The organism is Desulfarculus baarsii DSM 2075 (genome assembly GCF_000143965.1).
Lineage (GTDB): Bacteria > Desulfobacterota > Desulfarculia > Desulfarculales > Desulfarculaceae > Desulfarculus > Desulfarculus baarsii.
The window spans coordinates 3,456,421-3,479,699 of record NC_014365.1 but is presented as its reverse complement, the minus strand read 5'-3'; the positions used below and the strand labels follow the sequence as shown (position 1 = coordinate 3,479,699).

The 23,279-nt window shown below is 65.7% G+C and carries 15 protein-coding genes; all 15 read left to right on the top strand.

Going from position 1 to position 23,279, the window contains the following annotated elements:
- Positions 1 to 210 precede the first annotated feature (210 nt).
- The 15 genes from DEBA_RS15665 to DEBA_RS15595 all read left to right on the top strand — a co-directional run bounded on the left by DEBA_RS15665 (position 211) and on the right by DEBA_RS15595 (position 23,181).
- Positions 211 to 864 carry a TetR/AcrR family transcriptional regulator gene (locus tag DEBA_RS15665; RefSeq protein ID WP_013259924.1) on the top strand — a complete coding sequence of 218 codons (654 nt, stop codon included), beginning with the start codon at positions 211 to 213 and terminating at the stop codon, positions 862 to 864.
- A 161-nt stretch (positions 865 to 1,025) separates the two neighbouring features.
- A complete protein-coding gene (locus DEBA_RS15660; RefSeq protein ID WP_013259923.1) occupies positions 1,026 to 3,149 on the top strand; it encodes an SDR family oxidoreductase in 2,124 nt (707 codons plus the stop codon).
- Between the two features lie 19 nt (positions 3,150 to 3,168).
- On the top strand, positions 3,169 to 5,904 hold the full coding sequence (locus tag DEBA_RS15655) for an SDR family NAD(P)-dependent oxidoreductase (RefSeq protein ID WP_013259922.1): 2,736 nt from the start codon (positions 3,169 to 3,171) through the stop codon (positions 5,902 to 5,904).
- A gap of 78 nt (positions 5,905 to 5,982) precedes the next feature.
- Positions 5,983 to 7,191: an acetyl-CoA acetyltransferase gene (locus DEBA_RS15650; protein WP_013259921.1), complete on the top strand. Its 1,209-nt coding sequence runs from the start codon at positions 5,983 to 5,985 to the stop codon at positions 7,189 to 7,191.
- 21 nt (positions 7,192 to 7,212) lie between these two features.
- Positions 7,213 to 7,563 (top strand): hypothetical protein, encoded by a 351-nt coding sequence (locus DEBA_RS15645; protein ID WP_013259920.1) that lies wholly within the window; start codon positions 7,213 to 7,215, stop codon positions 7,561 to 7,563.
- A gap of 1 nt (position 7,564) precedes the next feature.
- Entirely contained in the window at positions 7,565 to 8,707 is a 1,143-nt protein-coding gene (locus DEBA_RS15640) for an acyl-CoA dehydrogenase family protein (RefSeq protein WP_013259919.1), read from the top strand.
- 238 nt (positions 8,708 to 8,945) lie between these two features.
- Complete coding sequence (locus DEBA_RS18500; protein WP_013259918.1) at positions 8,946 to 10,250, top strand: 3-deoxy-D-manno-octulosonic acid transferase; 1,305 nt, start codon at positions 8,946 to 8,948, stop codon at positions 10,248 to 10,250.
- Positions 10,247 to 11,461, top strand: coding sequence for a hypothetical protein (locus DEBA_RS15630; RefSeq protein ID WP_013259917.1), 1,215 nt, complete (start codon positions 10,247 to 10,249; stop codon positions 11,459 to 11,461). The genes DEBA_RS18500 and DEBA_RS15630 overlap by 4 nt, the downstream gene beginning before the upstream one ends.
- On the top strand, positions 11,461 to 12,645 hold the full coding sequence (gene carA, locus DEBA_RS15625; RefSeq protein ID WP_013259916.1) for a glutamine-hydrolyzing carbamoyl-phosphate synthase small subunit: 1,185 nt from the start codon (positions 11,461 to 11,463) through the stop codon (positions 12,643 to 12,645). Before DEBA_RS15630 ends, carA begins: the two co-directional genes overlap by 1 nt.
- A 49-nt stretch (positions 12,646 to 12,694) precedes the next feature.
- Entirely contained in the window at positions 12,695 to 15,949 is a 3,255-nt protein-coding gene (gene carB, locus DEBA_RS15620; RefSeq protein WP_013259915.1) for a carbamoyl-phosphate synthase large subunit, read from the top strand.
- 92 nt (positions 15,950 to 16,041) lie between these two features.
- Entirely contained in the window at positions 16,042 to 17,457 is a 1,416-nt protein-coding gene (gene purF / locus DEBA_RS15615; protein WP_013259914.1) for an amidophosphoribosyltransferase, read from the top strand.
- Between the two features lies 1 nt (position 17,458).
- Entirely contained in the window at positions 17,459 to 18,475 is a 1,017-nt protein-coding gene (locus DEBA_RS15610; RefSeq protein WP_013259913.1) for a KpsF/GutQ family sugar-phosphate isomerase, read from the top strand.
- Between the two features lie 127 nt (positions 18,476 to 18,602).
- The gene (locus DEBA_RS15605) at positions 18,603 to 20,201 is read left to right on the top strand and encodes a cytochrome c biogenesis protein ResB (protein ID WP_013259912.1); all 1,599 of its coding nucleotides are present in this window, start codon (positions 18,603 to 18,605) and stop codon (positions 20,199 to 20,201) included.
- A gap of 5 nt (positions 20,202 to 20,206) precedes the next feature.
- The gene (gene ccsB / locus DEBA_RS15600) at positions 20,207 to 21,067 is read left to right on the top strand and encodes a c-type cytochrome biogenesis protein CcsB (RefSeq protein ID WP_013259911.1); all 861 of its coding nucleotides are present in this window, start codon (positions 20,207 to 20,209) and stop codon (positions 21,065 to 21,067) included.
- Positions 21,068 to 22,131: 1,064 nt separating this feature from the next.
- Positions 22,132 to 23,181 (top strand): IS481 family transposase, encoded by a 1,050-nt coding sequence (locus tag DEBA_RS15595; RefSeq protein WP_013257321.1) that lies wholly within the window; start codon positions 22,132 to 22,134, stop codon positions 23,179 to 23,181.
- Positions 23,182 to 23,279: the final 98 nt, after the last annotated feature.

Here is a 23,279-nt window from a genome sequence, read left to right as displayed (position 1 = left end):
ATGGCTTGTGCCTCACGGTCGTTTTTCGCCATCGCGCGTGGCCCGCGCGGCGTTATTTTGACGCAACATGGCTGATTCACGCGTAAAATAGCGCTTCGCCTCGCCATAAAAACAACGTTTTGCATCGCGAACAAAAAACGCTTGACAGGCCCGCGCCCGCCGTGCGAGGTTATTCCAACATTTGTTGGAACGACATGTTGGGATGATACGTTGAAAAACCCCCTGGAAACGGCGCGTAAAGACCCCGAATCGATGAAGGCCCGCATCCTGGCCAAGGCCCGCACGGTGTTTGGCGATTATGGCTTTCACGGGGCGACCATGCGCATCATCGCCCAGGAGGTGGGCATCGACGTGTCGACGCTCTATTACCATTGGGGCGACAAAGGCGATCTGTACGAGGCGGTGATCCTTGACATCACCGAAGACCTGCGCCAGGAGCTGGCCCGGGTCGAGAAGGTGATCAAGGGCCGACCCCTGGCCCAGCGCATCGAGATAGCCCTGGACATGATGACCAACTACCTGTTCGACCACCCCGAAGTGTCCAACCTCAACGTCATGCGCTTTTTCGCCAAGACGCGCCACGAGATGACCTGGGACGCGCGCATACCGGTGTTCGCGGTGGACATCGCCCGCTCGATGGGCATGCAGCAGGCCGACGGAAGCGTCTCGACCGACACCAAGATGGAAGTGATGGCCATCATGATGGCCATTCACAACTTCATCGCCGGCGAGGATTTTTTCCGTTCGATGCTGGCCATGGACCGCCCGGCCTACGTGACCTCGGTCAAGCGCACGCTCAAGTTTCTGATGATCCCCGCCTTTGCCGGCGTGGGGCTTGAATCGCAACCGGGCACGCACAGCTAAAGGCAAATTTGGGCCGGCCGTTCGCGGCCGCGCATGGTGAACAACGCGGTGCAAGTGGTTTTTATTTTTATAGAACATTTGTTGGAATAAATCGTTTGATAAGCCGGCGGCGCGGGGCCCGGCTGGACGAAAACACGAAAAAACCTAGCGGAGGAGGCCCGATGGCTCTCAATCTGGACGCCATCAATAAGAAGATCGGCCCGTTGACCAAGCGTTACGACTGGAAAGACGTGGCGCTCTACGCCCTGGGCGTGGGGGCCGGTTTCGACGAGCTGGAGTATGTCTACGAGAAGAAGCTCAAGGTCATCCCGAGTTTTTCCATCGCCTCGATCTTCAATTTTCTGGCCGAGGTGGGGATCAAATCGGGACTGGACCTGTCGGGCGTGCTGCACGGCGGCCAGGAGCTGATCTTCTACAACCCCATCCCCATCGAGGGCGAGCTGACCACCGAGGGGCGCATCACGGCCATGTACGACCTTGGCCAGGGCAAGGGCGCCACGATCATCGCCGAGGGCGACACCTTCCACGGCGATGGCCAGAAGCTGTTCAAGAACATCCTGACGGTCTTCGCGCGCAAGGACGGCGGTTTTGGCGGCGAGGCCCCGCCCAAGGAGGTCTTCAGCTTCCCCGACCGGCCGGCCGATTTCGAGGAGCTGGCCGTGCCCTCGGCCGATCAGCCGCTGATCTATCGGCTCAGCGGCGACACCTTCGACCTGCACGTGGACCCGTCCTTCGCCAAGCTGGCCGGCTTTGAAAAGCCGATCATGCACGGCCTGTGCACCCACGGCTACGCCTGCCGGGCGCTGATCAAGCATTTGTTCCCCGGCCAGCCCGAGCGGCTCAGCCGCTTCAAGGTGCGTTTCAGCCGCACGCTCTACCCCGGCGAGGCCATCAAGACGCAAATCTGGAAGATCGACGACGGCAAGGCCCTGTTCCGGGTGGTCAACGCCCAGAGCGGCGAGGTGGTCATCGACCGCGGCGAGGCCGAGTGGCTGGGCGACGCCGAATTGGCCCGGCGGCAAAGCCTGGGCCGGATCAACTTCGACGGCCAGGTGGCCATCGTCACCGGGGCCGGGGCCGGCCTGGGCCGGGCCTACGCCCTGGAGCTGGCCAAGCGCGGGGCCAAGGTGGTGGTCAACGACCTGGGCGGGGCCCGCGACGGCCAGGGCGGCGACACGGCCGCGGCCGACAAGGTGGTGAGGGAGATCATCGAGGCCGGCGGTCAGGCCGTGGCCAACTACGACTCGGTCTCCACGCCCGAGGGCGGCGACAACATCGTCAAAACGGCCATGGACGCCTTTGGCCGGGTGGATATCTTGATCAACAACGCCGGCATCCTGCGCGACCGCACCCTGGTCAAGATGGAGCCGGCCGACTGGGACGCGGTGATGGACGTGCACCTGGGCGGGGCCTACAACGTCACCCGCCCGGCCATCAAGGTCATGCGCGATCAAGCCTACGGCCGCGTCATCTTCACCAGCTCGGCGGCCGGTCTCTACGGCAACTTCGGCCAGACCAACTATTCGGCGGCCAAGATGGGCCTGGTGGGCTTGATGAACACCCTCAAGCTGGAGGGGGCCAAGAGCAACATCAACGTCAACACCGTGGCCCCGGTGGCCGGCACGCGCCTGACCGAGGACGTCATGCCGCCGGATTTGTTCCAGAAGCTGGCCCCGGAGTTCGTCACGCCCCTGGTGCTCTATCTGTGTTCCGAGCAGTGCAAGGCCAGCGGCCAGATCTTCAACGCCGGCATGGGCTATTTCAACCGCGCGGCGGTGCTGACCGGCCCGGGGGCCACCGTCGGCGAGGAAGGCGTCTTCCCCAGCCTCGAGCAGGTGGCGGCCAAGATCAAAGACATCTGCAAAATGGACGGCGCGGTGGAGTTCCACGACCTCAACGCCTCGCTGGGTCCGATCCTGGAGGCCTGGAGCCCCAAGAAGCCGGCCGCCGGCGCGGCGAGCAAAGCGCCCAGCGTGGCCGACATTTTCGCCGGCATGGCGGCCGCCTTCCAGGCCGACAAGGCCGCCGGCGTGGAAGTGAGCTTCCAATACGTCATCGGCGGCGAGGGCGGCGGCGAATGGTTCGCCGAGATCGCCGGCGGAGCCTGCAAGGTCGGCCAGGGCAAGCATCCCAGCCCCACCACCACCATCAAGATGAAAGCGCCGGACTTCGTGGCCATGATCGGCGGCCAGTTGAACGCCATGGCCGCCTTCACCAGCGGCAAGCTGCAGATCGAGGGCGACGTGATGAAGTCACAGCTCATCGAGAAGCTTTTCAAGTTTTAGATAGGGGAGGAAAGCCACAATGATCGGGATCAAATCCTACGGCGGTTACATCCCCAGGCTCCGGCTCAACCGCATGAGCATCGTCCAGGCCATGGGCTGGTTCGCCCCGGCCATCATCACCGTGGCCCAGGGTGAGCGCTCGTTCTGCAACTGGGACGAAGACAGCCTGACCATGGCCGTGGCCGCCGCCCGCGATTGCCTCAAGGGCATGGACAAGCAACAAACCGACGCGCTCTACCTGTGCTCGACGACGCTGCCCTTTGCCGACCGCCTGAACGCCGGCATCCTTAAAACCGTCCTGCATCTGCCCGACGCCATCAGCGCCGCCGACATCACCGACAGCCAGCGCGCCGGCACGACGGGCCTGTTGCAGGCCCTGCGCGGCGTGAAAAGCGGCGAGACCAATCAGGCCCTGGTGGCGGCGGCCGATCAGCGCATGACCAAGACGGCCTATTTCTACGAGATGTGGTTTGGCGACGGCGCGGCCGCGCTTTTGGTGGGCCAGGGCGACGACGTCATCGCCGAGTTCCTGGGCGCCCACAGCGTCACCCACGATTTCATCGATCACTATCGTGGCCAGGGCCGCCAGGTCGACTACATGTGGGAAGAGCGCTGGGTCCGCGACATGGGCTACGCCACGATCATCCCCCAGGCCGTTAACGGCTTGTTCGCCAAGCTGGGCATCGGCATGGATGACGTGGACAAGCTGGTCTTCCCCTGCTTTTTCGCGGCCGAGGCCAAAAACATCGCCCGCAAGCTGGGGGCCGGCCCGGAAAAGCTCATGGGCAACCTGCACGAGCAGTGCGGCGAGACCGGCGCGGCCCACGCCCTGGTCTTGTTCGTCAAGGCGTTGGAGGAGGCCAAGCCCGGCGACCGCATCCTGTTGGCCGGCTTTGGCCAGGGCTGCGACGCCATGTATTTCCGCGTCACCGAGGCCAGCGCCAAGCTGGCCCCGCGCCTGGGCGTCAACGGCTCGCTCAAGCGCAAGCTAACCACCGACAACTACGCCAAGTTCCTGGTTTTCCGCGAGCAGCTCCAGCCCGAGATGGGCATCCGCGCCGAGGCCCCCAAACACACGGCCCTCAGCACCCTGTGGCGCAAGCGCGACCAGATCATGGGCCTGGTCGGCGGCCAGTGCCAAAAGTGCGGCACGCCGCAGTTTCCGCCCCAGCGCACCTGCGTCAACCCCGATTGCCGGGCCATCGACTCGCTGGCGCCCTATGAGTTCGCCGACCAGCCGGCGGTGGTCAAGTCGTTCACCGGCGATCTGCTGGCGGTGAGCGTCGATCCGCCGGCGGTCTATGGCATGGTCGAGTTTGTCAACGGCGGCCGCTTCTTGTTCGACTTCACCGACTGCGTGATGGATGACCTGTCCGTCGGCCAGAACGTGGAGATGGTCTTCCGGCGGCGCTACGTGGACGACGATCGCGGCTTCAGCGGTTATTTCTGGAAGGCCGCGCCGCTGCCCAAGGCCAAGGCGACCGCCCAGGCCGCCGAACAGATCCGCTTCGACGGCCAGGTGGCCATCGTCACCGGGGCCGGGGCCGGCCTGGGCCGGACCTACGCCCTGGAGCTGGCCAAGCGCGGGGCCAAGGTGGTGATCAACGACCTGGGCGGGGCCCGCGACGGCAAGGGCGGCGACGCCGCGGCGGCCGACAAGGTGGTGAGGGAGATCATCGAGGCCGGCGGCCAGGCCGTGGCCAACTATGATTCGGTCTCCACGCCCGAGGGCGGGGCCAATATCGTCAAAACGGCCATGGACGCCTTTGGTCGGGTGGACATTCTGGTCAACAACGCCGGCATCCTGCGCGACATGACCCTGCTGCGCATGGCCCCGGAAAACTGGCGCGCCGTGGTCGACGTGCACCTGAAGGGGGCCTACAACGTCACCCGGCCGGCCTTCGCCGTCATGCGCGATCAAGCCTATGGCCGCATCATTTTCACCACCTCGGCGGCCGGTCTCTACGGCAACTTCGGCCAGACCAACTATTCGGCGGCCAAGATGGCCCTGGTGGGCCTGATGAACACCGTCAAGCTGGAGGGCGGCCGCTACAATATCCTGGCCAACACCGTGGCCCCCCTGGCGGCCACGCGCCTGACCGAAGACATCATGCCGCCAGACTTCTTCGAAAAGACCAAGCCCGAGTTCGTGGCCCCGCTGGTGCTTTATCTGGCCTCCGAGCGCTGCGAGCACAGCGGCCAGATCTTCAACGCCGGCGTGGGTTATTTCAACCGCGCGGCCATCGTCACCGGCCAGGGCGCGGTGATCGGCGACGGCCAGACCCCGCCGACCATCGAGGACATCCACGACAACTTCGCGGCCATCTGCGACATGGCCGGCGGCCAGGAGCACAACGACGCCATGGCCGCCCTGGGCCAGATCATAAACGCCTTCTCGGCCAAGCCGGCCGGCGGCGGCCAAAAGGACCAGGCCGCCGAGCAGGTCCAGGCGGTGTTTTCGGCCATGCCCGGGGCCTTCCAGGCCGGGGCGGCGGCCGGGCTGAGCGTGGTCTTCCAGTTCTCGCTGGCCGGCCAGGGCGGCGGCGAGTGGTTCGCGGCCATCGCCGACGGGGCCTGCGCGGTGGAAAAGGGCGTCCACGAAAAGCCCACCACCACCATCAAGATGGACGCCGGCGATTTCGTGAAGATGATCAAGGGCGAGCTCAACGCCATGGCCGCTTTCACCAGCGGCAAGCTCAAGATCGACGGCGACGTGATGAAGTCGCAGCTCATCGAGAAGTTGTTCAAGTTCTAGAAGAAAAACTCCGCCAATCCCCCCGGCGGCGGGCCCCAGCAAGCGGGCGGCCGTCGCCGGGGCCGGGAGGACAACGATATGGCCAGCGGAATCAAGGATAAAGTCGCCATCATCGGCATGGGCTGCTCGCGTTTCGGCGAACGCTGGGACGTGGGGGCCGAGGAGCTGATCGTGGAGGCCTTCGAGGAGGCCCTTGCCGACTCCAAGATCGATCGCAACGATATTCAGGCCGTGTGGCAGGGCACCTGCTTCGACGAGTTGGACCTGGGCCGCAGCGCCTTGTCGGCCTCGGCGGCCCTGCGCTTGCCCTACGTGGGCGTCACCCGCGTGGAGAACTTCTGCGCCTCGGGCACCGAGAGCTTCCGCGGGGCGGTCTACGCCGTGGCCTCGGGGGCCTACGACATGTGCCTGGCCCTGGGCGTGGAAAAGCTCAAGGACTCGGGCTACGGCGGCCTGCCCCAACTGGGGGCCAACGCCGGCAGCAACCTGTGGATGACCTGGCCCAATCTAACCGCGCCGGGCTCCTTCGCCCAGTTGGCCACGGCCTACACCGCCAAATACGGCGTCAGCGACAAAGACCTCAAGCGGGCCATCGCCCAGGTCTCGGTCAAGAGCCACGAGAACGGGGCCATCAACCCCAAGGCCCACCTGCGCAAAAAAGTGACCATCGAGCAGGTCATGGCCGCGCCGATCATCGCCCACCCCCTGGGCCTGTTCGACTGCTGCGGCGTCAGCGACGGCGCGGCCTGCGCCATTGTCACCACCGTGGAAAAGGCCCGCGACATGGGCTTCAGCAACCCCGTCACGGTCAAGGCCCTGCAAGTGGCCGTCAGCAATGGCGAGGAGATGTGCTTCAACTCGTGGGACGGGTCGTATTTCCCCACCACCGACAAGGCCGCCGACCGGGCCTACCAGGAAGCCGGCATCAGTGATCCCAAGGAAGAAATCTCGATGATGGAGCTGCACGACTGCTTCTCCATCACCGAGATGGTCACCTACGAGGACTTGAAGATCAGCCAGCGCGGCCAGGCCTGGAAAGACACCCTCGATGGCATGTACAACGCCGACGGCAAGGTGCCGGCCCAGATCGACGGCGGCCTGAAGTGCTTTGGCCATCCCATCGGGGCCTCGGGCCTGCGCATGCTCTACGAGATGTATCTGCAACTCCAGGGCCGCGCCGCCGAGCGCCAGTTGAAAGACCCGCGCTACGGCCTGACCCATAACCTGGGTGGGTTCCCGTTCAACAGCGTTTGCAGCGTGGCCATCGTGGGCCGGCTCAACGGCTGAAAGACCAGGTAGGGGGCTCGCATGCTCAGCGTCAAGCCAATCATGAATTCCTGCGTCGAGGCCATTTTCGGCTTCAAGACCTGCTGCGGCTTGCGCGCCTTCGACCAAAACCTGGAGTTTCTGGTTACAAATCAGGGCCCGGCGACCGTGCGGGTGCCCAGCCGCTGTGACCTGCGGGGCGACTGGGGATCCCACGGCGTCGAAGCCCTGATGCCCCACGGCGTGCACGCCCTGGCCCCGGGCCAGACCATGGCCTTTTATTGCGCCATGGACGAACAATTGTGGCTGCGTAGCGACGAAGTGGTTTTTTTCGACGATCAAGGCAACCAATACGCCTGCCCGACGGGGGCCCGCCGGCCGGCCGAGGATTAAGATGGAAATCCTGCAATATACCGAGGATCACCGCATTTTCCGCGACGCGGTGCGCAAGTTCTGCGAAAAAGAGGTCATCCCCAACGTCGAAAAGTGGGAAGAAGCGGGCATCACGCCCAAGGAGGCCTGGCTCAAGCTGGGCGAGCAGGGCTTTTTGTGCATGGACGTGCCCGAGGAGTACGGCGGCCTGGGCGCGGACTTTCTCTATTCGGTGATCGTCAACGAAGAGATGGCCCGCACCAACCACACCGGCCTGGCCGTGGGCCTGCACTCCGACGTGGTCGCGCCCTACATCACCGCCTATGGTTCGGAAGAAATCAAGCAGCGCATCCTGCCCAAGTGCATCTCGGGCGAATACATCGCCGCCGTGGCCATGACCGAGCCCAACACCGGCTCCGACCTGGCCAACATCCGCACCACCGCCCAGCAAGACGGCGACATGGTGGTGATCAACGGCCAGAAGACCTTCATCAGCAACGGCATCAACTGCGGCGTCTGCGTGGTGGCGGCCAAGGATCCGGCCGAGAAAGACCCCTACAAGGCCATCGACCTGTTCGTGGTCGAGGCCGATGCGCCGGGCTTTGAAAAGGGCCGCAAGCTCAACAAGATCGGCTGGCACAGCCAAGACACCGCCGAGCTTTACTTCACCGACTGCCGCATCCCCGTGGGCAATCGCCTGGGCGACAAAGGCGCGGGCTTTATCATGCTCATGCAAAAGCTCCAGCAGGAGCGCCTGATCTGCGGCATCGGCGCGGTGGCCGCCGCCGAGGTCATTTTGGAGCGGACCATCGCCTATTGCAAGGAGCGCTCGGCCTTTGGCAAGCCCATCAGCAAGTTCCAGAACACCCAGTTCGAGCTGGTGGAGATGGCCACCGAGGTCAAGCTGGGCCGACTGTTCGTCGACAAATGCATCGCCGACCACATGGAGGGCAAGTCTCTGCCCGCCGAGGTGTCGATGCTCAAATATTGGACCACCGAGATGGTCAAGAACGTGGCCGACCGCTGCCTGCAACTGCACGGCGGCTATGGCTACTGCGAGGAATACCCCATCGCCCGGGCCTGGCGCGACGTGCGGGTAATGAGCATCTTCGCCGGCACCAACGAGATCATGAAGACCATAGCCGCCAAGTTCATGGGCCTGTAGAGAGGCGGCTTTTCCCAAAGCGGCGGGGGCCTTTCCGAGGGCAGCCGGGGGGCCTCCGCCGCATCCCCGCGCGTCGTTGGCGGCGCGCGAGCCTTTTGCAAGCCCATCGTCCCAGAGCCTTTCGTGGTCCGCGCCCAGCCGGGCCGGCGGTCAAAATGCGCGGCCAAAGCGGCGCGCGGCTTGACGCGCCGGCCCGTGGTGGCTATAACAACGCATGGCGGTAGGCGTTGGCGGCTCTATGGATCAATCGTTAATCTTGTATAACCTGGCGCTGGGCCTGGGCTGCGCGGCCCTGCCGCCGCTGTGGCTTGGCGCGCGCCTGGGCCGGCGCTACGCCGAGGTCTGGCCGCGGCTGGGGCTTTATCGCCACACGCCGGAGCCTGGCCCCGGCCCCCGCGTCTGGCTTCAGGCGGTGAGCGTGGGCGAGGTGGCCGTGGCCCGGGCCGTGGCCGAGCGCCTGTGGGAGCTGCGGCCCGACGTCAAGCTGATCGTCAGCTCCTCGACGGCCAAGGGCCTGGAGCGGGCGGCCGAGCTGTTCGCCGGTCGGGCCCTGGTCGCGCCCTTTCCGCTGGACATGCCCTGGGCGGCGGCGGCGGCGGTGGCCCGCTTGCGGCCCCAGGTCTACGCCTCGCTGGAGACCGAGATCTGGCCCAATCTGCTGGCGCTGTTGCGGCGCTCGGGGGCGGGGGTTCTGCTGCTCAACGGCCGTTTCAGCGAGCGCAGCTTTCCCGGCTACCGGCGTTTTCGCTGGCTGATCGCCCCGGCCCTGGCCCGCTTCGATCATTTAAGCATGATCGGCCCGGCCGACGCCCAGCGGGCCGTGGCCCTGGGCGCGCCGGCCGCGCGTGTTTCGGTGGATGGCAACGCCAAGTACGCCGGGCTGTTGGAGCGGGCCCGAACCAGCGACCCCGCCGAGGCGGCGGCGCTGTTGAAGCTCGATGGCGCGCCGCTGTTGGTGGCCGGCTCCATGCGCGGCGGCGAGGAGGCCGTGGTCATGGAGGCCTTTGCCAAGGTGCGGGCGCGTTTTCCGCGGGCGGTGCTGGCGGTGGCCCCGCGCCATCTGGAACGCGGCCGGGCCTGGTTGCGGGCGGCGGCGGCGGCGGGGCTGACGGCCCAGTCGTGGACGCACCTGCGCCCCGACGCGCCGCGCCGGCCCGAGACGGCCGTGGTCGTCGTCGACGTGATGGGCAGGCTGATGGCCATCTATGGCCTGGGCGCGGCGGCGGTGGTGGGGGCCAGCTTTGTCGGGCTGGGCGGGCAGAACCCCATGGAGCCGGCGGCCTGGGGCAAGCCGGTGGCCTTTGGCCCGGACATGAGCGATTTTGCCGACGCCAGCCAGGCCTTGATCGAGGCCGGCGGCGGCCGCCAGGCGGCCGATGGCGCGGCGCTGGGCGATTTCTGGCTGGCGGCCCTGGCCGATCCCGCCTTGGCGCTGGCCTGGGGCCGGGCGGGGCAGGGGGTCGTGGAGCGCTGGTCGCGGGCGGCCGAGGCGGCGGCGGGGCATATCGCCCGGCGCTTGGACCGGCGGGGAGCACGAACTTGAGCGGTCGTCCGCCGATCATCGACGGGGCCATGCTGGCGGACTTGGCGGCCCGTCTGGACGCCTCGGCCCTGGCGGCGGTGGAAGAGGCGGCCGAGGCCTGGGCGCGGGTCAAGCTGGCCGGCGGCCGGGTGGCGGTGGCCACGGGCAGCGGGCCCAACCTGCACGAGGGCGCCACCTGCCAGGTGGCCGAACTGGTGCGCCTGGGCCTGGTTGACGGCGTGATCACCTCCAGCGCGGTGGTGGGCCACGAGATGGCCGGCTGCCTGGAGCGCGTGCGTCGGGTGGACGGCGCGGCCCTGGGCCTGCCGCTGGACGTGTTGCCCCACGGCGGCAAGGTGGAGGTCTCGCTGCTTTCCGAGGCCGAGCTGGCGCGCATCGAGCGGGTGGCTCCGGTGGACCGCGATCTGCTGGCGCGCATGCTGGCCCTGCCGGGCAAGGATATCATCAAGGTCGCCGGCAACCTGGCCTATCCCACCGGCATGTGGGCCGAGCGCATGGCCCGGCGCATGCTCTCCATGGCCCGGGCGGCGGGCCTGCCGCTGGAGGCCGTGGCCGGCCTGGGCTGCGATCGCCAGACCATGCTGGGCGCCTGCGCCCGGCGGGGCGCGCCCTGCCTGGTCAGCGTGCCGCAACTGGTGGGCGGCGGCTACGTGGGCCTGGCCGTGGGCGACAGCGTGCCCATCAGCCGGCGTTCGATGTTGGTGGCGCGCGTTTTGGCCCAAGCCGATATAATAGTGGAAAGCGGCCTGGCCCTGGCCCAGGAGATCCACGACGGCCCCTTCGAGCTTTACACCGGCCACGGCCTGTGGGCCCGCCACGAGGGCATGAAAACTTTCTCGCTGCGCGACAAGCGCATCGTGCGCATCGACCTGGACCCGGCGTTGCGTCGGGTGTGGGAGCTGGAGCGCGGCGGCGGCGCGGTGAGCGCGGCCATCGACGACGGCCGGCCCAAGGCCGCCACGCTGGAGGCGCCCTTCCGCATGGAGATGAGCGGTTTCGCCCGATTGCCGGGGTCGTTGCCCATCACCGGCGATCTGGGCGTGGTCTGGCCGCTGTTGGCCACGAAAGTGGCCGCGCGGCTGGGTGTCAAACTGGACTTTGTGTGTTACAAACAGGACGCGCCGCCTGGCCGGGCGGTGCGTGAATATATCGTCGAACACGTGCGGCCCCTGGATCCGTCCTTGACGGTGCAGGGGCTCAAGGATATGTGATGTCGCAAAAAGCGCTATTGGCCCTGGAGGACGGCACGATCTTTTGGTGTCGGGCCTTTGCCGGCGGCGGCGAGGTGGCGGCCGAGGTCTGTTTCAACACGGCCATGACCGGCTATCAAGAGGTGCTCACCGACCCTTCGTATCACGGCCAGATGGTGGTGATGACCTACCCGCTGATCGGCAACTACGGCGTCAACCCCGAGGACGTCGAGAGCGCCGCCGTCCAGGTCAGCGCCTTTCTGGTCAAGGAATACATCGATTTTCCCAGCAATTTCCGCGCCACGGCCAGCCTGCGCCAATATCTGGAAGCGGCCGGGGTCATGGGCGTGGAGGGCCTCGACACCAGGGCCCTGACCCGCCATCTGCGCATGCGTGGGGCCATGAAAGGGGTGCTGAGCACCCTGGACCTGGACCCGGAGAGCCTGGTGGCCAAGGCCAAGGCCAGCCCCGGCCTGGTCGGCCTCGATCTGGTCAAGAACGTCACCTGCCAAAAGGCCTATCGCTGGCAAGACGGCAAGCCCGGCCCCACGCTGGACTTGGAGGGCGAGTTTGACGCCCAGGCCGTCTGGGCCGGCGGCCAGGGCCGTTTCCGCGTGGCGGCCCTGGACTGCGGCATCAAGTACAACATCCTGCGCCGGCTGGAAAAACGCGGCTGCAATCTGGTCGTCTTGCCGGCTCACACCCCGGCCGAGACGATCATGCGCCTCGACCCCGACGGCGTGTTCCTCAGCAACGGCCCCGGCGATCCATCGGCGGTGACCTACGTCGTCGAGACCGTGCGCCGCCTGTTGGGCCAGGCCCCGATCTTTGGCATCTGCCTGGGCCACCAGATGATCGGCCAGGCCCTGGGCGGCCGGACGTTCAAGCTGAAATTCGGCCATCGCGGGGCCAACCAGCCGGTGATGGACCTGGCCACGGCCAAGGTCGAGATCACCAGCCAGAATCACGGCTTCTGCGTCGACGACCAAAGCATCGACAAGACCGATATTTTAATGACGCACATGAACCTCAACGACCGCACCCTGGAAGGCCTGGCCCACAAGAAGCTGCCACTTTTCTGCGTGCAGTATCATCCCGAGGCCAGCCCGGGGCCCCACGACGCCGACTATCTCTTCGATCGCTTCGAGGAGATGATGCGCACCAAACAGCCTTTGGAAATAGCGGCCGCCAGGCCGATGATGTAGCATGAACGGGCTTGGCGGCCCGTTTTTCCTTTGTTGAGAGCCAGCAAAAATGCCCAAACGCGAAGACCTCAAAAAGATCATGATCATCGGCTCCGGGCCGATCATCATCAGCCAGGCCTGCGAGTTCGACTACTCCGGCACCCAGGCGGTCAAGGCCATCAAGGAGGAGGGCATCCAGGTGGTGCTGGTCAACTCCAATCCGGCCACGATCATGACCGACCCGGAGCTGGCCGACCGCACCTACGTCGAGCCCATCACCTGCGAGTTTGTCTGCGAGGTGCTGCGCAGGGAGCGGCCCGACGCCCTGTTGCCCACCCTGGGCGGCCAGACGGCCCTCAACACCGCCCTGGAAGTGGCCCAGACGGGCATCCTGGAGGAGCTGGGCGTCGAGATGATCGGGGCCACGCCGGCGGTGATCCGCAAGGCCGAAAGCCGCCAGGAGTTCCGCGAGGCCATGGAAAAGATCGGCCTGCGCGTGCCGGGCAGCGTCATCTGCCGCAACCTCGACGACGTGCGCCGCGCCGCCGAGGAGCTGGGCTTTCCGCTGGTGGTGCGGCCGGCCTTCACCCTGGGCGGCACCGGCGGCGGCGTGGCCTACAACATCGACGAGCTGTTGGAGACCTCGCGCTACGGCCTGTCGGCCAGCCTGACCTCCGAGGTGATGATCGAGGAGTCGGTGCTGGGCTGGAAGGAGTTCGAGCTGGAGGTGATGCGCGACCGCAAGGACAACGTGGTCATCATCTGCTCCATCGAAAACCTCGACCCCATGGGCGTGCACACCGGCGACAGCATCACCGTGGCCCCGGCCCAGACCCTCACCGACCGCGAATATCAGATGATGCGCGACGCCTCCATCGCCATCATGCGCGAGATCGGCGTCGAGACCGGCGGCTCCAACGTGCAGTTCGCCATCAACCCCAAAAACGGCGAGATGGTCGTCATCGAGATGAACCCTCGCGTCAGCCGCTCGTCGGCCCTGGCCTCCAAGGCCACGGGCTTTCCCATCGCCAAGATGGCCGCCAAGTTGGCCATCGGCTACACCCTCGACGAGCTGCCCAACGACATCACCCGCGAGACCATGGCCAGCTTCGAGCCGACCATCGACTACGCCGTGGTCAAGATCCCCCGCTGGGCCTTCGAGAAATTTCCCGGCTCGCAAGACGTGCTGACCACGGCCATGAAGAGCGTCGGCGAGACCATGGCCATCGGCCGCACCTTCAAGGAGGCCCTGCAAAAGGGCCTGCGCGGCCTGGAGATCGGCCGGGCCGGGCTGATCGGCGACGGCGCCGACTTCAGCGGCCACGACCAGCAGACCCTGCGCCAAAACCTGGCCACGCCCAACAGCCAGCGCATCTTTTGGGTGGCCCAGGCCATCAAGGGCGGCATGAGCCTGGAGGAGATCCACCAGATCACCTGGATCGACCCCTGGTTTTTGCACAACATCAAGCAGCTCGTGGAGTTCAGCCAAGAGCTGGACGCCAAGCGGCCCTGGGGCAGCCTGGTCTGCACGCTTGACGGGCTGGACGCCGATTTTCTGCGCCGGGCCAAGGAGTGGGGCTTTTCCGACCGCCAACTGGCCCAGGCCACCGGGGCCAGCGAGGACGACGTGCGCCGCCGCCGCCTGGCGCTGGGCGTGCGCCACACCTACAAGCTCGTCGACACCTGCGCCGCCGAGTTCGAGGCCTACACGCCCTATTTTTATAGCACCTACGAGACCGAGGACGAGTGCCGCGCCTCGGAGCGGCGCAAGGTGATGATCCTGGGCGGCGGGCCCAACCGCATCGGCCAGGGCATCGAGTTCGACTATTGCTGCGTGCACGCCTCCTTTGCCCTGCGCGAGATGGGCGTCGAGTCGATCATGGTCAACTCCAACCCCGAGACCGTCTCCACCGACTACGACACCAGCGACAAGCTCTATTTCGAGCCCCTGACCAAAGAGGACGTGCTCAACATCATCGACTCCGAGCGCCCCGACGGCGTGATCGTGCAGTTTGGCGGCCAGACCCCGCTGAACCTGGCCGTGCCCCTGGAGCGGGCCGGCGCGCCGATTTTGGGCACCCCGCCCGACGCCATCGACCGGGCCGAGGACCGCGACCGCTTCTGCGAGCTGCTGCGCCTGTTGCGCCTGCGCCAGCCCGACAACGGCACGGCCACCAACGTCGAGGAGGCCGTGCGCATCGCCGAGAAGATCGGCTACCCCGTGGTGGTGCGGCCCAGCTACGTGCTGGGCGGCCGGGCCATGGAGATCGTCCACGATCGCCAGGCGTTGGAGCACTACATGGCCACCGCCGTCAAGGCCAGCCCCGATCACCCCATCTTGGTCGACAAGTTCCTGGAAGACGCCATCGAGGTGGACGTGGACGCGGTCTGCGACGGCGAGCTGTGCGTGGTGGCCGGCATCATGGAGCACATCGAGCAGGCCGGCGTGCACTCGGGCGATTCGGCCTGCGTGCTGCCGCCCCACACCCTGGGCCCGGCGATGATCGACGAGATCCGCCAGGCCACCCACGCCCTGGCCTTCGAGCTGGGCGTGCGCGGGCTGATGAACATCCAGTTCGCCATCCAGGGGGGGCTGCTCTATCTGCTGGAGGTCAACCCGCGGGCCAGCCGCACGGTTCCCTTTGTCTCCAAGGCCACGGGCGTGCCCTGGGCCAAGGTGGCCACCAAGGTCATGGCCGGGCTGAGCCTGCGCGAACAAGGCGTCACCGAGGAAGTGATCCCCAGCCATTATTCGGTCAAGGAGGCGGTGTTTCCCTTTGTGCGCTTCCCCGGCGTGGACCCGGTCCTGGGCCCGGAGATGCGCTCGACCGGCGAGGTGATGGGCATCGACAAGACCGTGGGCCTGGCCTTCGCCAAGAGCCAGATCGCCGCCGGCCAGCGCCTGCCCACCGAGGGCCAGGTCTTCATCAGCGTGCGCCAATCCGACAAAAGCCACGTGCTGCCCGTGGCCCGCAAGTTTCACGAGCTGGGTTTCCAGATCGTGGCCACGGCCGGCACCAACGAATACTTCAACCAAAACGGCGTGCCCAGCAGCCTGGTTTTCAAGGTCAGCGAAAGCCGGCCCCACGTGGTCGACGCCATGAAGAGCGGCCAGATCGCCCTGGTCATCAACACCGGCGGCGACAAGGCCAAGGGCACCTACAACGACGCCTACATGATCCGGCGCACCGCCGTCGAGCGCGGCATCGCCTACATCACCACCATGGCCGCGGCCACGGCCACGGTCGAGGCCGTCGAGGCGTTGAAGACCAGCGGACGCCTGGGGGTCACGCCCCTGCAAGATTATTACGCCCAGGCTCGCTAAGGCGGGACGCGGCTTGATTCAACCATAAGCGCGACACGGAGTCGTTCCGGCAAGGACGAAGCCTGCCCCAATCACCCGACGGGGATAGCCCGATGGACGAAAAAATCGATCTGCGGCCCAAGGCCAAGGAATATTGCGGCGTGTTTGGCGTTTTCGGCCACGACGACGCCGCCCGCCTGACCTACTACGGTCTTTACGCCCTGCAACACCGCGGCCAGGAATCGGCGGGCATCGTCTCCAGCGACGGCCGCTTCCTGCACGAGAAACGCGGCATGGGCCTGGTGCCCGAGGTCTTCAAGGAGCGCGATCTGGCCAAGCTCCACGGCCACATCGCCTGTGGCCACGTGCGATACTCCACCACCGGCTCGTCGATTTTGGCCAACGCCCAGCCGTTCATCATCAACCACGCCGGCCACAGCCTGTGCGTGGGCCACAACGGCAACCTGGTCAACGCCGCCAGCCTGCGCCGCAAGCTGGAGCTGGAAGGTTCGATCTTCCAGACCAGCATGGACTCCGAGATCGTCATGCACCTGCTGGCCCGGCGCATCCACCTGGGCTTCGAGGAGGCCCTGCTGGAGGCCTTGCAAGAGCTGCGCGGGGCCTATTGCTTTTTGTTCATGACCGAAGACACCCTGGTGGCCGCCCGCGATCCCAAGGGCTTCCGGCCGCTGTGCCTGGGCCGTCTGGGCGATAGCTGGGTGGTGGCCAGCGAAACCTGCGCGCTGGATCTGATCGACGCCGAGTTCGTCCGCGAGGTCGAGGCCGGCGAGGTCGTTTTCATCGACAAACGCGGCCTGCGCAGCGTCAAGCCCTTCCCGCGCCAGCGCCACTCCCACTGCATCTTCGAGTTTATCTATTTCGCCCGGCCCGATTCGCAGATCTTTCAGCAGACCGTCTACCAGGTGCGCAAGTGCCAGGGGGCCCAGTTGGCCAAGGAATACCCCAACCTCGAGGCCGACTTTATCATGCCCTTCCCCGACAGCGGCAACTACGCCGCCCTAGGCTACGCCATGGCCAGCGGCCTGCCCTTCGAGATCGGCATGATCCGCAACCACTATGTGGGCCGCACCTTTATCCAGCCCAGCCAGGACATGCGCGACTTTGGCGTGCGCGTCAAGCTCAACCCCGTGCGCGAGCTGATCCAGGGCAAGCGGGTCATCGTCGTCGAGGACTCGGTCATCCGCGGCACCACCACCCGCGCCCGCGTGGCCAACATCCGCCGGGCCGGCGCGGCCGAGGTGCACATGCTCGTCTCCTGCCCGCCCCACCGCTTCCCCTGCCACTATGGCATCGATTTCTCCACCAAGGGCGAGCTGATCGCCGCCAATCACACCGTGGACGAAATCCGCGACATGATCGGCCTGGACACCCTGGGTTACCTGTCCATCGACGGCCTGCTGGAAGGCACGCACACCAGCAAGGAAGGCTTCTGCCTGGCCTGTTTCGACGGCAATTATCCCGTGCCCATCGAGGAGTGCGAAGGCAAGTTCGCCCTGGAGAAATGCTAGAGTGGACCAAGACGCGCGGCAAAAAATCGTGGAGCGCGGCCGTCAGGTGCTGGCGGTCGAGATCCAGGGCCTGCAACGGGTCGGTCAACGCCTGGACGACGGCTTCGCCCAGGCCGTCGAACTGATCCTGGCCTCCAAGGGCAAGATCGTGGCCACCGGCATCGGCAAAAGTGGCATCATCGCCCGCAAGATCGTGGCCACCCTCAACTCCACCGGGGCCAACGCCATCTTCCTGCACCCGGTGGAGGCCCTGCATGGCGACCTGGGCACGGTCTGCCCCGGCGACGTCGTGCTGGCCCTGTCCAACAGCGGCCAGACCGACGAACTGGTCAACCTCACGCCCCAACTGCGCGGCCACGGGGCCAAGATCGTCGCCCTGACCGGCGGGATGGGCTCGGCCCTGGCCCGCGCCGCCGACGCCGTCATCGACACCGGCGTCGAACGCGAGGCCTGCCCCTTCAACCTGGCCCCCACCGCCTCCACCACCGCCTGCATGGCCGTCGGCGACGCCCTGGCCGTGGTGCTGATGGAGATCCGCGCCTTCAAGCCCGAGGACTTCCGCCGCCATCACCCCGGCGGCAACCTGGGCCAGCGCTTGGCCCTGGCCGTCAGCGAGGTGATGATCCCCGCCGACAAAACGCCCCTGGCCGCCCCCGACGACCCCGTGCAAAAGGCCGTGGCCGTCATGGACGCCGGCGATCTGGGCTCGGTGCTGATCACCAGCGGCGGCCGGCCGGGCACCGAACTGCTGGGCCTGTTCACCGACGGCGACCTGCGCCGGGCCATGGTCGCCGGCCGCGACCTCAGCGTTGGGCCCATCGAGCGCTTCATGACCCGCCGGCCCCTGGTCATCGGCCCGACCACCATGGCCGCCGACGCCCTGCACCTGATGGAAGAGCGCCTCATCACCGTGCTGCCGGTGGTGGATCAGGGCCGTTTGCTGGGCATCGTCCACCTGCACGACGTGCTGGGACGCGGTTCGGTGAGCTTTCGGGCCATCACTTGCCCGGCCCAGTGAGTCCAGGCGCGTTGTTTGATGCCGACCGGTCTGGTAGGATATGCCTCGTCGCCAAAACCTCCAGCCATAGTGAGCAAGTGAACCAGCCGTGAGCAATAATAAAGAGCAAGCATCTTTCGGCCGCCGGATGTGGGACCTTTTCGCCTCGGTGAAGCTGGCCCTGACCCTGTTGCTGGCCCTGGCCGTGGCCTCCATCGCCGGCACGATCATCCCGCAAAACGCCCATCCGGCCGCCTATCAGCAATTGCTGGGCGAGTACGCGCCGCTGGCCCATCTGCTGGGCCTGGACGACATGTACCACGCCTGGTGGTTTTTGGGGCTGTTGGCCCTGCTGGCGGCCAACCTGGTGATCTGTTCGCTGGACCGCCTGCCCCGCACGCTGGCCGCCGTGGGCAAGGATCCGGCCGAGGAGTTGGCCCGCCCGCGCAAGGCCAGCAAGGAGATTCGCCTGGCCGCGCCGCCCGAACGGGTCGTCGAACTGGCCACGGCCGTTTTGGCCAAAAGCCTGGGCCGGCCCCATCGCCAGGACGCCGACGGCCGGATAACGCTTTTTGCCCAAAAGGGCGCATGGTCGCGCTTTGGCGTCTACGTCGTCCACGGCTCGGTGCTGCTGATCTTCGCCGGGGCGATCATCGGCCTGCTGTGGGGCTTTGACGGCTACATGAACATCAGCCAGGGCGGCCAGGAAAACGTCGTGCGACTGGCGCGTGGCGGCGAGATGCCTCTGCCCTTTGCCGTGCGGCTGGACAAATTCACCATCGAACGCTATCAAAACGGCATGGTCAGCGAGTATCGCTCCAAGCTCAGCTTCATCGAAAACGGCCAAGCGGCCCTGACCCGCGACATCGTCGTCAACGATCCGGCCAAGTTCGGCAGCGTGGATTTTTATCAATCCTCGTTTGGCTACGAGCTGCACCAGGCCGAGCTGCAACTGGGCCAGGGCGACCAGGCCCAACGCCTGGCCCTGCCGGCCGGCGGCCGGGCCAAACTGCCCGGCGGCGGCACGCTGAGCCTGCGTCCCAACCCCCACTTGGCCAACCACGGCCCTGATTATGACGGCGTCTGGGCACAGGCCTTGCTGAGCAGCCCCGCGCACGGTCCGCGCTCGCTGGCCCTGTTTGGCCCCAAAAGCGGCCGGCCGGCCCTTTCGGCGCTGATCACCGAGATGGAGACCACCGAGGACGAACAGAGCATCTACCTCAAACGCCTGGCGCTGACCATCTTTGGCCTGGGCGCGCCCCAGCGGCTGGAGTTCGCCGGGCCGGGCAAAAAGGCCCTGGCCGGCGGCGAGGCTTGGCTGATGGATTTTTCGCCGCTGATGAACATGGGCATGTTCTATCAGGGGCCCATGGCCCGCCTGGGCCTGCACCTGCCCGGCCAGGAGCCGCTGGAGCTGGTGGCCTTCCAGCCCAAGGACGCCGCCAGCGCCCAGGCCGCGCCACAGGTCCGCCTGCTGGCCGCCACGCTTGTGCCCTACACCGGGCTCCAGGCCAAATACGACCCCGGCGTGTGGTTCGTCTGGGTGGGTTGCATCTGCATGGTGTTGGGCTTTGTGGCGGCTTTTTATTTTTCACACCGCAAGGTGTGGATCATCATCGAAAAACAGGGCGGCGGCAGCAAACTCTCCCTGGCCGGCGGCGCCAACAAAAACCACGCCGGCCTGGGCCTGCTGCTCAACAAGCTAGCCCTGGCGCTGGAGCAAAACCCTAACGGCGGGAGCAAATAGACCTGATGGAAGCCCTGAGCAACGAAATCCTCAAGGGGATCACCACCGCCTATTTCATCTGCTGGGTGTTGTACCTGTGCAACGCCGTGATCAAACGGCGCTTTTTCGGTGTGGCCGCCACGGCCCTGACCGTGCTGACCTGGCTGGCCCACACCGCAGCGATAATCCTGCGCTGGGTGGCCTCGCACCAGATGGGCATCGGCCACGCGCCGTTCAGCAACTTGTTCGAATCGCTGGTGTTTTTCGGCTGGACCCTGACGCTGATCTACTTGATAGTCCAGTGGCGCACCAAAAACCTGACCATCGGCGCCTTTGCCCTGCCACTATCGTTTTTGTCGGTGCTGCTGGCCACCAACCCGGCGGTGTTCAGCCTGCTGCTGGGCGGCTCGCCCCAGTCGGTGGACCCGGCCATCAAACCATTGCAGCCGGCCCTCAAGTCCAATTGGCTCATCGCCCACGTCATCGCCTGCTTTTTGGGCTACGCCGGCTTTGGCGTCTCGGCGGCGCTGGGCGTGATGTACCTGACGACCAAGCAACAAAACCACCCCGACTCGCCCCGCGCCCTGACCCTGGATATGCTGATCTATCAGACCGTGGTCATCGGCTTCATCCTGCTGACGGTGGGCATCGTCACCGGCGCGGTCTGGGCCGAAGTGGCCTGGGGCCGCTATTGGGGCTGGGACTCCAAGGAAACCTGGTCGCTGATCACCTGGCTGGTCTACGCCGGATTCTTGCACAGCCGCTACCTGGCCGGCTGGCGCGGCCGACGCTTGGCAGTCTTTTCCATCGTCGGTTTCGCCTGCGTGCTGTTCACCTTCTTTGGCGTGAATCTCCTGCTGGCCGGACTACACTCCTACGCCCGCTGAGAGCGTCTGGCCAACGCCCGCCCGGCAAGACGCGGTCGGGTAAGATGCGGGGGGAACCTTTTTCTTTTGTGCCAAAAGAAAAAGGTTCCCCCCGCACCCCCCTCCAAAAAGAAAAGCCCCGCATCGATTGCTTCGCAATCGATGCGCGTCGTTTTCATTTTCGTGGCAGCTTCGCGAGTAGCCTTGTTGCTTTGCATTCCATGAAATTGCTTCGCAATTTCATGGAGAGGCCGGCGCCAGGCCAGGCAAGGCGAGGCCAGTGCCTGGCCTCCCAAAGCGGGTCGACAGCGTTGGATTATCACCTACCCTCCATGGCTCCCGGTGATAGGCCGCTAAATCCAGCCAACGCGATTCCGCGATTCTTTGTAGCGCCGCTATCAAAGCAGCCGCGCCCGACTTCTAAGAGCCCATGCACCAGCGCCGCGAACGGGCGGCGTGGCCAGCGGGGCCGGCGCCCGGCCAGGCAAGGCGGGTCGAGTAGGCCGGGCTAACACCTACCGTCCATGGCTCCCGGTGATAGGCCGCTAAATCCAGCCAACGCGATTCTTTGTAGCGCCGCTATCAAAGCAGCCGCGCCCGACTTCTAAGAGCCCATGCACCAGCGCCGCGAACGGGCGGCGTGGCCAGCGGGGCCGGCGCCCGGCCAGGCAAGGCGGGTCGAGTAGGGGAGGTTATCACCTACCGTCCATGGCTCCCGGTGATAGGCCGCTAAATCCAGCCAACGCGATTCTTTGTAGCGCCGCTATCAAAGCAGCCACGCCCGACTTCTAAGAGCCCATGCACCAGCGCCGCGAACGGGCGGCGTGGCCACGGACACCTCGGAGCCACAAACGCGCGCCAGCGGTCGGAAGGCTATTTTGCGGGGGAGGGGTGGGGCGCGGGGCGGGCGAGGGGGCGGTTTTGTCGCCGCAAAAGAGCCCCCTCCCCGCCCCGCAATGGCTTTTTCTGTGCTGATCTAGTAATGACCTGACAGTCGACCACGTAGAGGAAGTGGTCATGCCGCCCTTGGTTGGGGTAGGTTTGTAGTTGCGAAACTCGAACAAACCTCAACACAGGAGGGCAACATGACCACGGAGAAGAAGGTAGCACGAAGGAAGCTGAGTCTGCTAGAGCTTGCTGGGGAATTGAGCAACGTCAGCCGGGCCTGCAAACTGATGGGCTACTCGCGGCAGCAGTTTTACGAGATTCGGCGCAATTTCCAGACCTACGGCGCACAGGGCCTTGTGGACCGTTTGCCCGGCCCCAAGGGGCCGCATCCCAATCGTGTGGAAGCGGAGGTTGAGGCGGCGATCATGGCTTACAGCCTGGAGTATCCGACCCACGGAGCGCTTCGCGTGTCGCAGCAATTGGCCCTTCGCGGCGTGCAAGTGAGTTCCGGCGGCGTGCGAGGCGTGTGGAGTCGCCACGAGATGCTCACGCGGCACGAGCGTCTTTTGCGTCTCGAGCAATCGGTTCGCGCCCAGGACATTCAACTCAGCGACGAGCAGATTCGGGCTTTGGAGCGCTTCAGCCCGGAGTTTCGCGACCGCCACATCGAGGCCCGGCACACCGGGGCCCTGGTGGCGGTGGACACGTTTTTCGTTGGCGCGCTCAAGGGCGTGGGCAAGGTGTATCTACAATCGGTCATCGACTGCCACAGCCGCCACGCCTGGGGTCGCCTGTACACCAGCAAGCTTCCGGTCACGGCGGTGCATGTGCTCAACGAGGAAGTGCTGCCGTGCTTTGAGGCCCACGACGCGGTGATTGAGACGGTGCTTTCGGACAATGGGCGAGAGTTTTGCGGCCGGCCAGACCAGCATCCGTATGAGCTGTTTCTGCAGCTTGAGGGGATCGAACACCGCACCACCAGGGTGCGTCGGCCTCAGAGCAATGGCTTCGTGGAACGGCTTCACCGGACGCTCTTGGACGAGCATTTCCGGATCAAGGGCCGTCAGAAATGGTATGAAACCTTGGATGAGATGCAGGCCGACTTGGATGAGTATCTGCGCCATTACAACCATGAGCGGGCGCACCAGGGCCGGAACATGAACGGCAGGACGCCGAGTCAGGCTTTCCTGGAGGGCCTGCCCGGGCGTAAGAAGCCCAAGGAAAAGGCGTCCCAAAAGGCCGCCTAAAAATCACCCCGCCAGGGGCGGCAGTGTCAGGTAAATACTATATCTGTACACTTTTTCTTATTCTTATTCTTATTCTTTCTCTTACTCTTTCTCTTTCT